The sequence below is a fragment of the Streptomyces sp. LARHCF249 genome (genome assembly GCF_052871255.1).
Genome location: NZ_JBIXJQ010000009.1, coordinates 62,157 through 75,536 on the forward strand (window position 1 = coordinate 62,157; position 13,380 = coordinate 75,536).

13 protein-coding genes are annotated in these 13,380 nt (G+C 71.4%); 8 read left to right on the plus strand and 5 right to left on the minus strand.

Going from position 1 to position 13,380, the window contains the following annotated elements:
* Window positions 1–18: 18 nt before the first annotated feature.
* The 3 genes from ACIPUC_RS25235 to phoU form a co-directional block, all read right to left on the minus strand.
* Window positions 19–1,560: a hypothetical protein gene (locus ACIPUC_RS25235; protein ID WP_446592365.1), complete on the minus strand. Its 1,542-nt coding sequence runs from the start codon at window positions 1,558–1,560 to the stop codon at window positions 19–21.
* A gap of 207 nt (window positions 1,561–1,767) precedes the next feature.
* The gene (locus ACIPUC_RS25240; RefSeq protein WP_167344738.1) at window positions 1,768–1,917 is read right to left on the minus strand and encodes a hypothetical protein; all 150 of its coding nucleotides are present in this window, start codon (window positions 1,915–1,917) and stop codon (window positions 1,768–1,770) included.
* A gap of 112 nt (window positions 1,918–2,029) precedes the next feature.
* A complete protein-coding gene (phoU, locus tag ACIPUC_RS25245; protein WP_446592367.1) occupies window positions 2,030–2,707 on the minus strand; it encodes a phosphate signaling complex protein PhoU in 678 nt (225 codons plus the stop codon).
* A 213-nt stretch (window positions 2,708–2,920) separates the two neighbouring features.
* On the opposite strand from phoU, the gene ACIPUC_RS25250 reads away from it, so the two are divergent.
* Both ACIPUC_RS25250 and ACIPUC_RS25255 read left to right on the plus strand, forming a co-directional pair.
* Complete coding sequence (locus tag ACIPUC_RS25250) at window positions 2,921–4,159, plus strand: sensor histidine kinase (RefSeq protein WP_446592368.1); 1,239 nt, start codon at window positions 2,921–2,923, stop codon at window positions 4,157–4,159.
* A complete protein-coding gene (locus ACIPUC_RS25255) occupies window positions 4,156–4,836 on the plus strand; it encodes a response regulator transcription factor (protein WP_030387286.1) in 681 nt (226 codons plus the stop codon). Before ACIPUC_RS25250 ends, ACIPUC_RS25255 begins: the two co-directional genes overlap by 4 nt.
* 71 nt (window positions 4,837–4,907) lie before the next feature.
* Here the strand turns inward: ACIPUC_RS25255 and ACIPUC_RS25260 are convergent, their stop codons facing one another.
* Window positions 4,908–5,600: a DUF461 domain-containing protein gene (locus tag ACIPUC_RS25260; RefSeq protein ID WP_446592369.1), complete on the minus strand. Its 693-nt coding sequence runs from the start codon at window positions 5,598–5,600 to the stop codon at window positions 4,908–4,910.
* 592 nt (window positions 5,601–6,192) lie between these two features.
* Between ACIPUC_RS25260 and ACIPUC_RS25265 the strand changes: the two genes are divergently transcribed.
* The 6 genes from ACIPUC_RS25265 (at window position 6,193) to ACIPUC_RS25290 (ending at window position 12,435) form a co-directional block, all read left to right on the plus strand.
* Window positions 6,193–6,675, plus strand: coding sequence for a CarD family transcriptional regulator (locus ACIPUC_RS25265; protein WP_003953493.1), 483 nt, complete (start codon window positions 6,193–6,195; stop codon window positions 6,673–6,675).
* Window positions 6,676–6,950: 275 nt separating this feature from the next.
* A complete protein-coding gene (gene ispD, locus ACIPUC_RS25270; protein WP_446592370.1) occupies window positions 6,951–7,697 on the plus strand; it encodes a 2-C-methyl-D-erythritol 4-phosphate cytidylyltransferase in 747 nt (248 codons plus the stop codon).
* Complete coding sequence (gene ispF, locus ACIPUC_RS25275) at window positions 7,687–8,181, plus strand: 2-C-methyl-D-erythritol 2,4-cyclodiphosphate synthase (protein WP_446592372.1); 495 nt, start codon at window positions 7,687–7,689, stop codon at window positions 8,179–8,181. The genes ispD and ispF overlap by 11 nt, the downstream gene beginning before the upstream one ends.
* 94 nt (window positions 8,182–8,275) lie before the next feature.
* A complete protein-coding gene (gene cysS, locus ACIPUC_RS25280; RefSeq protein ID WP_446592374.1) occupies window positions 8,276–9,676 on the plus strand; it encodes a cysteine--tRNA ligase in 1,401 nt (466 codons plus the stop codon).
* A 103-nt stretch (window positions 9,677–9,779) separates the two neighbouring features.
* Window positions 9,780–10,751 carry a 23S rRNA (guanosine(2251)-2'-O)-methyltransferase RlmB gene (gene rlmB / locus ACIPUC_RS25285; RefSeq protein ID WP_446592375.1) on the plus strand — a complete coding sequence of 324 codons (972 nt, stop codon included), beginning with the start codon at window positions 9,780–9,782 and terminating at the stop codon, window positions 10,749–10,751.
* Between the two features lie 169 nt (window positions 10,752–10,920).
* A complete protein-coding gene (locus tag ACIPUC_RS25290; protein WP_446592377.1) occupies window positions 10,921–12,435 on the plus strand; it encodes a DoxX family membrane protein in 1,515 nt (504 codons plus the stop codon).
* 145 nt (window positions 12,436–12,580) lie between these two features.
* Here the strand turns inward: ACIPUC_RS25290 and ACIPUC_RS25295 are convergent, their stop codons facing one another.
* The gene (locus tag ACIPUC_RS25295) at window positions 12,581–13,366 is read right to left on the minus strand and encodes a nucleotidyltransferase family protein (protein ID WP_446592378.1); all 786 of its coding nucleotides are present in this window, start codon (window positions 13,364–13,366) and stop codon (window positions 12,581–12,583) included.
* Window positions 13,367–13,380: the final 14 nt, after the last annotated feature.

The following is a 13,380-nucleotide window of genomic DNA, read 5'->3' on the forward strand; positions in this document are numbered from 1 at the left end:
CCTCGAAGCGCGGCTCGGCTACCAGTTGTCGTAGTAGCCGAAGATGTCGACGACCAGGTCGGCGCTGTCCCAGCCCTGGTTCCAGAAGTCGACGATGCCGTTGTTGCCGGAGCTCGCCTGGACCAGGTTGGCGACGGTCTTGCCCGCCGTCCAGTTCAGGGTGGAGGACTCCGGGCGGTTCGGGGTGATGGCGGTCCTGTCGGCGTAGTTGCCGGTGGAGTTGGGGTCCGGTGCGACCGACAGGAAGCCCGCGCCGCGCGTGTTGGTGACCGTGGTGTTCAGCACCCAGGCCTCCTGCCCCACCGAGAAGGCCTGCCAGAGGTACGCGCGCGCGGGCCACGGCCCCTTGGACCAGTAGAGCTCGCGCGTGTCGATCTGCCGGACGGGCGGGAGCGGCACGTAGGCACCGTCGCTCGCGGTGCTGTACGTGCCGACCAGCTCCACGATGACGTCGGACGGAGCCCAGGAGCCGTTGCGGACGGTGATCTCGCCGTCCTTGCCGACCGGCACGATCACCGAGTTGGCTACCGTCTGCCCGGCGGTGAAGTTCACGTTCGACGTGCTCGGCGCCGCCTGCCCGGCCGGGTGGACGGTCAGGTGACCGGCCTCCTGCGGGTTGGTGGCCGTCACGTTCAGCGCGACGGCGGTGGCGCCCGGCTGGGCCACCTTGACGGTGAAGGACCCCTGGCCGGCTACGGGACCGCGCGGCGCGCCGGTCCCGTAGCGGGTGTCGACGACCCGGGCCGGCGCCTGCGGGTCGTACCCGCTGGCTTCCCGCTGGCCGAAGTAGCCGGTGACGTCCGCGATCAGATCGACCGGCTCCCAGCCGCCGTTGTACAGCTCGACGTAGCCGTCCGCGCCGACCTGCGCGATCACCAGGTTCGGGACGGTCTGACCGGCCTCGAAGTTGATGTTCGACGCGGTCGGCCGCGGGCTGCCGGAGGCGAAGACGCTGACGTGCCCGCCACTGGTGGTGTTGGCGGCGGTCACGTTGAGCGCGACGGCGGCGACCCCGGTGGGGATGCCGCCGTTCCCCGCGACCTTCAGGCGGGTCGAGGAGTACCCGTTGACCTTGCCCTTGACGGCGCCCGTGCCGCTGCGGGTGTCCAGCAGGCGGGTGGGACCGTACGGGGTGAACTCCGAGCCCGCCGTCTTGACCCGGACCTCCTCGGTGTCCTGCGTTCCGAGTACCGGATCGACGACAGTGGCCTTGATCGTGTACTCGCCGAGCTTCCTGTAGACGTGGTTGGTCCGCGTCTCCGAAGAACCGGACGCCACCACCGTGTCCGTGGTCCCGTCACCCCAGTCGATGGTGGTGTCCAGCGGCGGGGTACCCCTGCTCAGCGAGGTCGTCAGCTCGAAGCCGTGCGCCGACCACACCCGGGCGCTCAGGAAGAGACTCAGCTGCGTGCTGCCGGCGGCGGCGCTGGTGAAGGTCCCGAACCCTGCCGCCACACCCTCTGCCGGGTCGAAGGCAGGTGCTCCCGCCGGCTGCGCGGCGGGCTTGACCGGATCAGCGGCCTGAGCCGTGCCGGGTATGAGACCGATGCTTGCCGCCACGAGGGCGGCAGCGGACATTACGAGTCGGCGATTGCGCACCGAACCCCCCGATTTTTAGCTTTTGAACGCGCTCAGCATGAGCTCGCGCACAGCCTACCGAGCAGGGCGGCGGGCGATCACCGGGGATGGTGTCGACAGAGCCCCCCGGCCCGCTGACGTGCAGCGGGGCGGGGGGCTCTTCGTGCGTGGTGCGCCGGGTCGGCGGGGTCAGCCGCCGCACTGGCACGGCGCGCCGGACTGGCAGCCGCAGCCGCAGCCCGAGCCGCAGCCGCAGGCGGCGAGCAGCGGGAGGCGCAGCGGCTCCGGACGGGGCGGCTGCTCCTGCTCCGGTGTGATGGGGACGGGGGAATCGGGCATGGTTCCTCCTCGTGCAGGCGGCGTACGGGCCGCCGTACGACGGACCGCCTTCGCCTCATTCATGCCCAGCCACACCGGCGCGTCAACGGCGCATTGGGGCTCGCGCCCGGGCTCAGACGCCCTCGACCTGGGTCGGCGGCTGGAGCTCGTCCGCGTGCTCGCCCGTCACCAGGTACACCACGCGCTTGGCCACCGACACCGCGTGGTCCGCGAAGCGCTCGTAGTAGCGGCCCAGCAGCGTCACGTCCACGGCCGTCTCGATGCCGTGCTTCCAGCGGTCGTCCATCAGGTGCTGGAACAGCGTGCGGTGCAGCTGGTCCATCTCGTCGTCGTCGTGCTCGAGCTGGAGGGCCAGGTCGACGTCCTTGGTGATGATGACCTCGGCGGCCTTCGCCATCAGGCGCTGCGCCAGCTGCCCCATCTCCAGGATGGTGGCGTGCAGGTCCCGCGGCACGGCCGTGTCCGGGAACCGCAGCCGGGCGAGCTTCGCCACGTGCTGGGCCAGGTCGCCGCTGCGCTCCAGGTCCGCGCTCATCCGCAGCGAGGTCACGACGATGCGCAGGTCGGTGGCGACCGGCTGCTGCCGGGCCAGCAGCGCGATCGCGCGCGCCTCCAGGTCGTGCTGGAGGTCGTCGACCTTCTGGTCGGCGGCGATGACACTCTCGGCGAGCTTCAGGTCGGCGTCGAGCATGGACGTCGTGGCCCGCCCGATCGCGGAACCGACCAGCCGGGCCATCTCGACCAGGCCCTCTCCGATCGAGTCCAGTTCCTCGTGGTACGCGTCACGCATGTCTGGTGTCCCTCTCTTGACCTACTGCACTTCTGGCGGGGGCCGGCCGGGGCGGCCGCTGGCCCCACGTTGACACGGTGAGCCGCAAACGCGTCCGACGCCGGCATCACAAATGAATCAACCCCGTACCCAGGGTGAACTCTGGGCGACGACTGTTCGAGGTGGCACCCGAACGGCTGTGGAAGTGTCGTTGTGCCTGCTTAACCTGGATGCATGGACGTGAACGCGGCGGTCGCCGCAGCTGCAGCGATCGCCGGTCTTTGCACCGGTGTGATCGCGATGCTGGCGTTCCGCTGGAGCGAGCGCGACCAGGCCCGCCCCACCCGGAGCTCCATGCGCCCCGACATCAACGCGGTGCTCCCGCCCGGCGTGGACACCGTCCTCTCCGTGCTCCGCTCCTCCGCCGTCGTACTCGACGAGGGTGACGCGGTGGTCAAGGCCAGCTCGGCGGCGTACGCCCTCGGACTGGTCCGCGGCGGCAAACTCGCCGTCGAACCGATGCTCCACATGGCGCGCGACACCCGCCGCGACGGGGAGATACGCCAGGTCGAGCTGGACCTGCCCCGGCGCGGCACCGGCCGCGGCGAGGCCCTCGCCGTCTCGGCGCGCGTCGCCCCGCTCGGCTCCCGCCTGGTGCTCCTCCTGGTCGAGGACCTCACCGAGGCCCGCCGCATCGAGGCCGTACGCCGCGACTTCGTCGCCAACGTGTCCCACGAGCTGAAGACCCCGGTCGGCGCGATCTCCCTGCTGTCCGAGGCCGTCATGGACGCCTCGGACGACCCCGAGGCGGTCAGCCGCTTCGCCGGCCGCATGCAGATCGAGGCCACCCGGCTGATCAACCTCGTGCAGGAGCTCATCGACCTCTCCCGGGTGCAGAACGACGACCCGCTGGAGGACGCCGAGCCCGTCCGCGTGGACACCCTGGTCGCCGAGGCCATCGACCGCTGCCGCCACACGGCCTCCTCCAAGCAGATCACCATGGCCGCGGGCGGCACCGCCGACCTGCGCGTCTGGGGCAACCGCGGACAGCTCGCGGCAGCCCTCGGAAACCTGGTCGAGAACGCCGTCAACTACAGCCCCGCCCGCACCCGCGTCGGCATAGCCGGGCGCAGGGTCGCGGCACCCGGGGGAGACTTGATCGAGATCGCCGTGACCGACCAGGGCATCGGCATCCCGGAAAAGGACCGCGAGCGCATCTTCGAGCGCTTCTACCGCGTGGACCCGGCCCGCTCCCGCGCCACGGGAGGCACGGGCCTGGGCCTTGCGATCGTGAAGCACGTGGCCGCCTCGCACGGCGGGGAGGTGGCGGTGTGGAGCTCGGAGGGCCAGGGCTCCACGTTCACGCTGCGACTCCCCGAAGCGGCCGCGCCGGCCCCGGCGACGACCCCCGCACCCGCTCCACCCCTGCCCGACTCAGCAACAGCCATCCCTGCCCCGGAGGTCCTTCCGTGACCCGAGTGCTCGTCGTCGAGGATGAGGAATCATTCAGCGACGCCCTGTCCTACATGCTCCGCAAGGAGGGCTTCGAGGTCGCCATCGCCGCGACCGGGCCCGACGGGCTGGATGAGTTCGAGCGCAACGGCGCCGACCTCGTACTCCTCGACCTGATGCTCCCCGGGCTGCCGGGCACGGAGGTCTGCCGGCAGCTACGCGGCCGCTCCAACGTCCCCGTGATCATGGTGACGGCGAAGGACAGCGAGATCGACAAGGTCGTCGGGCTGGAGATAGGAGCCGATGACTACGTCACGAAGCCCTTCTCCTCGCGGGAGCTGGTCGCCCGCATCCGCGCGGTCCTGCGCCGCCGCGGCGAGCCGGAAGAGGTCACCCCGGCGGCTCTGGAGGCGGGCCCCGTACGGATGGACGTCGACCGCCACGTGGTCACCGTCGCCGGCGGGAAGGTGGACCTCCCGCTGAAGGAGTTCGACCTGCTCGAGATGCTGCTGCGCAACGCGGGCCGCGTACTGACCCGCATGCAGCTGATCGACCGGGTCTGGGGCGCCGACTACGTCGGTGACACCAAGACGCTGGACGTCCACGTCAAGCGCCTGCGCGCCAAGATCGAGCCGGACCCGGGCGCGCCGCGCTACCTGGTCACGGTGCGCGGCCTCGGCTACAAGTTCGAGCCGTAAACCGAACGGATACAGGGAAGGGCCCCGGTCGCAGATGCGACCGGGGCCCTTCCCGTACGTGCCGTACCGGCTCAGTGGCCCGCGCTGCGCGAGGCGGAACCCGACGGGGCGCCGGACGGCGCGCCGGCCGGGGTGCCCGAGGGAGTGCCGGCCGGGGCACCCGAGGCGGTGCCCGACGGGGTGCCGGACGGGCTGCCGGACGGGGTGCCCGCGGGGCTGCCCGACGGGGTGGGGCCGGCGGCGGCCGGGGCCGCCGTCGGGCCGAAGCCCGCGTACATGCCGGTGGCCGGGACCACGAAGGCGTCCAGCGCGACGTCGCCGGTGCTGCTCAGCTGGAAGACGACCTTCTGGACGTCACCGTCCTTGCCCGCCTCGGCGCCGTTCTCGATTACGGCGGACGGGTTGCCCTGGCCGCCCAGCACCACGGAGCCGCCGGCCGGGACGATGACCTTGCCGGTGCCGGTGGCGGCCTTCAGGACGACCTTGCCCTTGCCACCCGGGAGGGTGATGCCGTCAAGCGTCTGTTCCTTGGTGCCCGCGTTGAAGACCGTCGCCGAGACGGCGGCGGGGCCCTTCTTCTCCTTCGTGCCCTGGCTGATCACCAGTGCGTTCTGGATCTTGATCTCGCCCTTGGTGACGGCGGCGTTGTCCGGCTTGATCTGGAGGGTCTGCGCGTCGTTGCCCGCACCGCATGCGGCCAGCGAGGCGATCGAGAACACGACGGCGGTGGCGGCGAGGGCGCCGCGTCGAAGGCTGCGGCTCACGGCGGCGGCATCTCCTTGGACGTACGGGACGGGAGGGTGGGCTCCCTTGGGAACGGCCGAGGTAAAGCCGCTCTAAGGGTGTGTCAGCGGGCCTTAGGTTACCGAGCCGCCGCCCTGCCCCCGCACCCGACCCTCCGCAGCGCGGCGGCCGCCCTGCCGGGGGGCCGCCCCCAGCCCGCGATCTTGCATTCCCCCGTGCCGATCATGTGACGCCCGCATATCGGCGGCGGGCGCCCCGTGATCAATTCCGGGATTCCCGGGAACGCCGCCGCGTGATCAATTCGGGATTGGGCCGGAACCCCTCCGCGCGAGGCGGCCGCCAGTCGAACGGAGTAGTTCGGTTTCTCGACTCCGAAACCGGCAAAACGGGACGTACGTCACGCTGGCGGGGGTGTCGGGCGGGTGTAGCGTGGCCCTTTCGCCTGGTCCGCACAGCGCCCCCGACCTGCGAATACCCCCTTCCGGAAGCCCTCCGCAGCACGTTCCTGTCGCTGTTGTCAAGCCCCGAGATGTGCCCTGACCTGCGAAAACGCCATTCATAACAGTCAGTTCTCGTGTTACCCTGGATAGCCACGGAAGGGGTACCTGTCACATGACGTTCAAGGTTGGCGACACCGTGGTCTATCCCCATCACGGGGCCGCGCTGATCGAGGCCATTGAGACTCGCCAGATCAAAGGCGTGGACAAGACCTACTTGGTGCTCAAGGTCGCCCAGGGCGACCTGACGGTTCGTGTGCCTGCGGACAATGCGGAGTTCGTCGGCGTTCGCGACGTAGTCGGCCAGGACGGGCTGGACCGGGTCTTCGAGGTGCTTCGCGCACCGTATGCAGAAGAGCCGACGAACTGGTCCCGGCGCTACAAGGCAAATCTGGAGAAGCTCGCTTCTGGCGATGTCATCAAGGTCGCCGAAGTGGTGCGTGACCTGTGGCGTCGTGAGCGTGAGCGCGGGCTTTCCGCGGGTGAGAAGCGCATGCTCGCGAAGGCGCGCCAGATTCTGGTGAGCGAACTCGCGCTCGCCGAGAACACGAACGAGGACAAGGCCGAGGCCCTCCTCGACGAGGTGCTCGCGTCCTGACGCGAGGCCCCGTACAGCAAACAGTGTTCATCTGAACAATGTGTACACAGTTGTGCCGCGGTGCCCGCTGACAAGGCCTCTCCTCCACGAGGGGCCTGTTGCCGGGCGCTGCGGCATGTCTGTACCCATACCTTTTGATCCTCACTGGCGTGCCGGGTCCGGGGCAGCCTGCTCGACTCGGTCGTCACGGAAGGGGCGAGGGCGTCGCACCCGGCACCCTTCAGGCCATACCCATGTCGGCCGAAGTCACAAACCTGGCTCGGAGCTACCTACTGATGTCTGACGAAACGCGCCCCCACCGCACCGCCGCGGTGATCCCGGCCGCCGGCCGAGGGGTACGCCTCGGGCCCGGCGCCCCCAAGGCCCTGCGGGCCCTCGGCGGCACCCCGATGCTCATCCACGCCGTCCGCGCCATGGCCCGCTCCCGCGCGGTCTCCCTCGTGGTCGTCGTGGCCCCGCCCGACGGAGCCGACGGCGTGCGCCTCCTCCTGAACGAGCACGCCCTGCCCGACCGCACCGAGATCGTGGTCGTGCCCGGCGGACAGACCCGCCAGCAGTCCGTACGCGCCGGCCTCGACGCGCTGCCGCCGGACATCACCTCGGTGCTCATCCACGACGCGGCCCGCCCGCTGGTCCCCGTCGACACCGTGGACTCCGTCATCGAAGCCGTACGGGACGGGGCCCCGGCCGTGGTGCCCGCCCTGCCGCTGGCCGACACCGTCAAGGAGGTCGAGCCCGGCAAGCCCGGCGAGCCCGAGCCCGTCGTCGCCACCCCCGAGCGGGCCCGGCTGCGCGCCGTGCAGACCCCGCAGGGCTTCGACCGCGCCACCCTCGTACGCGCCCACGACGAGATCGCCGTGGCCGGCGAGGGAGCCACCGACGACGCCGGCATGGTCGAGCGCCTCGGCGTCACCGTCGTCGTGGTCCCCGGCCACGAAGAGGCCTTCAAGGTCACCCGCCCCCTCGACCTGGTCCTCGCCGAGGCCGTACTCGCCCGCAGGAGGGCCACCGATGCCTACTAGTCCCGTGATCCCGCTCGTCGGCATCGGCACCGACGTGCACGCCTTCGAGGCCGGGCGCGAGCTGTGGTGCGCCGGGCTGCTGTGGGAGGGCGAGGACGGCCTCGCCGGGCACTCCGACGGCGACGTCGCCGCGCACGCCGCCTGCGACGCGCTGTTCTCCGCCGCCGGCGTCGGCGACCTCGGCGCGCACTTCGGCACCTCCCGCCCCGAGTGGTCCGGAGCCGCGGGCGTCACCCTCCTGGCAGAAGCCGCCCGGATCGTCCGCGCCGAGGGCTTCGAGATCGGCAACATCGCCGTCCAGGTGATCGGCGTGCGCCCGAAGATCGGCAAACGGCGCGAAGAGGCGCAGAAGGCGCTCGCGGCCGCCGCGGGCGCCCCCGTCTCCGTCTCCGGCACCACCACCGACGGGCTGGGCCTCACCGGCCGCGCCGAAGGGCTCGCCGCCATCGCGACCGCCCTCGTGTACCGGACGAATCGCGCGTAGTGCGACGCAGGAAAACACTTCTTCCACAACAAAGAGGCCCCCGCGTCCCCAAAGGGTCGCGGGGCACTGCTACAGGCGCACTACCCTGGATGCCGTGACTATTCGCCTGTACGACACCAGCGCCCGGCAGATCCGTGATTTCACCCCGCTCACCGCGGGCTGCGTCTCGATCTACCTCTGTGGCGCCACGGTCCAGGCGGCCCCGCACATCGGGCACATCCGGTCGGGCCTCAACTTCGACATGATGCGCCGCTGGTTCGCGTACCGGGGCTACGAGGTCACCTTCATCCGCAACGTCACGGACATCGACGACAAGATCATCGCGAAGTCCGCCGAACAGCGCCGCCCCTGGTGGTCCATCGCCTACGAGAACGAGCGCGCCTTCAACGACGGTTACAGCGCCCTCGGCTGCCTGCCGCCCACCTACGAGCCCCGCGCCACCGGCCACGTCACCGAGATGGTCGAGATGATGCGCGGCCTCATCGAGCGCGGCCACGCCTACGAGTCCGAGGGCAACGTCTACTTCGACGTGAAGTCGTATCCCGGCTACCTCTCGCTGTCCCGCCAGGAGCTCGACAACATCCGCCAGCCGGAGTCCACCGGCGAGACCGGCAAGCGCGACCCCCGCGACTTCGCCATGTGGAAGTCGGCCAAGCCCGGCGAGCCCTCCTGGGAGACCCCCTGGGGCCGCGGCCGCCCCGGCTGGCACTTGGAGTGCTCCGCCATGGCGCACAAGTACCTCGGCGAGGCCTTCGACATCCACGGCGGCGGCCTGGACCTGATCTTCCCGCACCACGAGAACGAGATCGCCCAGGCCAAGGCCTTCGGCGACGAGTTCGCGAAGTACTGGGTCCACAACGCCTGGGTCACCATGTCGGGCGAGAAGATGTCCAAGTCCCTCGGGAACTCGGTCCTCGTCTCCGAGATGGTCAAGCAGTGGCGCCCGATCGTCCTGCGCTACTACCTCGGCACCCCGCACTACCGGTCGATGATCGAGTACAGCGAGGAGGCGCTGCGCGAGGCGGAGTCCGCCTTCGCGCGCATCGAGGGCTTCTACCAGCGCGTCATCGAGAAGGCCGGCTCGCCCGTCGAACCGGCCGCCGAGGTCCCGCCCGCCTTCGCCGAGGCCATGGACGACGACCTCGGGGTCCCGCAGGCGCTCGCCATCGTCCACACCACCGTCCGCCAGGGCAACAGCGCGCTCGCCGCCGACGACAAGGACGCGGCCATCGCGCGCCTGTCGGAGGTGCGGGCGATGCTGGGCGTCCTCGGCCTGGACCCGCTCGACCCGCACTGGGCCGAGGAGACGGACCGCGGCGAGGACCTGCACGGCGCCGTCGACACCCTCGTCCGGCTCGTTCTGGAACAGCGCGAGTCCGCCCGGGCCCGCAAGGACTGGGCGACCGCCGACGCCATCCGCGACCAGCTCCAGCAGTCGGGCCTGGTCATCGAGGACAGTCCGACGGGTCCGCGCTGGACGCTCGGCCCCCGCTGAGTCCCCGCGGCCGGGCAGCTGAGCTTGGTGTGCTGCCCGGCGCTCCGGGCGGCACACTCTTCATACGTACATATCGCAGCATCAACGAAAACAGGTAGAAGTCATGGCCGGGAACAGCCAGCGCAGGAACCGCCGCACGTCCAACAAGAAGGGCGCGACGGTCGGCAGCGGTGGCCAGCGGCGCAAGGGCCTGGAGGGCAAGGGCCCCACGCCCAAGGCCGAGGACCGCAAGAAGCACAAGGCGAACCGCATCAGCAACGCGATGGCCCGGCAGGCCGCCAAGCGCCGCCCGGCCCCGCGCCGCGGCGGTCCCAAGGGCACCAGCGAGATGGTCGTCGGCCGCAACCCGGTCTTCGAGGCGCTGCGTGACGGTGTACCGGCCACCACGCTGTACGTGCAGCAGTTCATCGACAACGACGAGCGGGTCCGCGAGGCCCTCCAGCTCGCGGCCGAGCGCGGCAACATCAACCTGATGGAAGCCCCGCGCCCCGAGCTCGACCGCATGACCAACGGGCTCAACCACCAGGGCATGGTCCTCCAGGTCCCGCCGTACGAGTACGCGCACCCGGAGGACCTCACCGCCGCCGCGTACGACAACGGCGAGGACCCGCTGATCGTCGCCCTCGACGGGGTCACCGACCCGCGCAACCTCGGCGCGATCGTCCGCTCCGTCTCCGCCTTCGGCGGCCACGGCGTGGTCATCCCCGAGCGCCGCGCCGCCGGCATGACCGCCGGCGCCTGGAAGACCTCGGCCGGCACCGCCGCCCGCACCCCGGTCTCCCGCGTCACCAACCTGACCCGCGCCCTGCAGGAGTACAAGAAGGCCGGCATGGCGATCGTCGGCCTCGCCGCCGAGGGCCAGCACACGGTCAGCGACCTGGACGCGCTCGCCGGCCCGGTCGTCATCGTCGTCGGCTCCGAGGGCAAGGGCCTCGGCCGCCTCGTCGGCGAGAACTGCGACTACCTCGTCCGCATCCCGATGCCGGGCGGCGCCGAATCCCTCAACGCCGGTGTCGCGGCCGGCGTCGTGCTCTACGAGGCCGCCCGCCGCCGCGCGGACCGCGGCCGAGTCTGATCCACGCGGTCCACGCGGTCCACGCGATCCGCTTGATCCACTTGGCTCACGGAATGTGACACGTGAGGCTGTCACCCCGCCCGTTTCGGGCGGGGTGGCTTGATCTTGACGGGTCTCGGACAGATCCCTGCTGTCAAGGCAGTGTCCTAAACACTGATCACTCGGTTAGATGAGTGTGGACACCAGAACGTCAGGGTTCGACGACCAGCCCGCGCTGAGCATGGTCAAGGTGCCGTGCGACCCCGCACAGGTCATCGTCAACCACGCCAGCTTCCGCGTGCGGCTCGCACCGAGCCCGAGCGCGCGTTCCAAGCCCGCGAACGCCCCCGGCCGCGCCCCCGTCCTCGGCGGCGCCGTGGTCGCCGCGGCCGGAGCCACCCGCCGCAGAGCGCCCGTCGTCTGGAGCGGCAAGTCCGCCCCCGGCGACGGAGCGGCCATGGGCGGACTCCTCCAGGCCGTACGCGAGGCCGGCCGCGGCAACGACGAGTACGACGGCGGCGCCACCCAGGTCATCCCGCGCATCGACCTGGCCCACGACCTCGCCGACAACACCCTCGCCACACCCACCGTCATCGGCCAGCGCACCTACGGCGACCCCGCCGAGACCCGCCCCCTGGCCGCCGTACGGGACCTGCCGCACGGGCCCGGCTACGGCGGCGGGGCACCCGACCCCGGCGCCGACAGCCGGCGCACCGGAACCGACGCGCGCGGCCAGGCCTCCTACTACCCCGGCCGCCGGATGAACCTCGGCGTCGTGCTGCTCCCGCTGCGCGTCTTCCTCGGCTTCATCTCCATCTACGCCGGCATGGGCAAGCTGTGCGACCCCGTCTACTTCGACGGCGGCGAACGCGGCTCCATGGTCACCTGGCTGCACACCCTCCACCCCTGGGCCCTCGCCGAACCCCTGCGCGACTTCGCCCTCGCCCACCCCGTCGGCGCGGGCCTCAGCGTCGCCTTCCTCCAGGTCATCGTCGGCGTCCTGACCGTCTTCGGCCTCTGGCAGCGGTTCGCCGCCTGCTTCGGGGCACTGCTCTCCGCCGCCCTCCTGATGACGGTGAGCTGGAAGACCGTCCCCGCCTACGACGCGCCCGACATCATCTACCTCGCCGCCTGGAGCCCGCTGATCATCGCCGGCGCCCCCGTCTACTCCCTCGACGGACGCCTCGCCGGCGAAGCCTGGCGCACCCTCGGACCGCGCTCCGAGATCTGGCGGCTGCGCCGGCGCGTCCTGCGCCGCGGAGCCGTCATGGCCAGCGTCATCTGCGGGCTCACCCTGCTCATCGGCTCCCTCCTCGGCGGCGCCGTCCGCTCCACCACCGTCGTCACCGTCCCCGGGCCCGGACAGGCCCCGAGCAACTACCTGCCCGGGCGCCCGCTCCCGCAGGAACCGGCCAGGCAGCAGCAGTCGGCGCAGCAGCCGGCCAAGCCCGCACAGCCCTCGGCCAGCGCCTCCGAGCCCGCCGCGAAGTCCGGCAAGGGCGCCTCCGGCGGCCCCGCCCGGGAGACCGCCGGCACCGGCTCCGAATCGCCCACCGCCACCAAGGGCACCACCGGCAAGCAGACCCCCCGCAGCACCCCGCGCCAGACCGCCCCGCAGAAGTCGCCGACCTCCTCGGGGAGCACCACCGGCGGCAGCAGCACGCCGACCAAGCAGCCCGGCCTGGTCGGAGGCCTCCTCGGCTGAACCAGGCCGACCGGAACCGACCGGCACCGACAGCGGAGGGGCCCGGCACGCACGGCGTGCCGGGCCCCTCCGCGCGTTCCGAGCGCGCGAAGCATCGTAAGAGCATGCGTACAACATGCGAAGGGGATCAGGCGTACGAAAAGGCTCAGGAGGCCGTCTGCGCCGCCAACTCACGTGCCGCCTCGGTCAGGTCCTTCGCCGTGTCGATAGCCCGCCAGTAGGCCCCCTGCGGCAGCGGGAAGCCCGCCAGCCGCCGCTCCCGCGCCAGCCGCGGGAACGTGGTCCGCTCGTGGTCCCCCAAGTCCGGCAGCAGCGCCGCGAATTCGGGCCCGAAGACGTACACGCCCGCATTGACCGGATACGGCGACGGCGGAGCCTCGATGAAGTCCAGCACCTGCCCGAACTCGTTCGTCTCCACCACCCCCCACGGGATCCGCGGACGGGCCAGCGCCAGCGTCGCCACCGCACCCCGCTCCGCGTGGAACGCGGCCATCTCCCGCAGCGAGAACCGCGTCCAGATGTCACCGTTCGTCGCGTACCAGGACCGGTCGGGGTGCGGGAGGTGGCGCGCCGCGTACTTCAGGCCGCCGCCCCGCCCCAGCGGCTCCTCCTCCACCACCGTCGTCACCCGCAGCGGCAACTCCGCCTGGGCCAGCCACTCCTGGAGGACGCCGGCCAGGTGCCCGCACGAGACCACGGCGTCCGTCACCCCCTCCGACGCCAGCCAGGCCAGCTGGTGCCCGATGATCGGCACCCCCGTCCCCGGGATCTCCACCATCGGCTTCGGGCGGTCGTCCGTATACGGACGCAGCCGCGAACCCTGGCCGCCCGCCAGGACGACGGCCTGGGTGGGGGCGGCGGGGAACGCGGCTGCGGGAGGGGCGGGAGGGGCGGGAGGGGCGGGGGAGTCGGATCGGGGAGTGTCGGTCATGCAGGCCAGGGTAG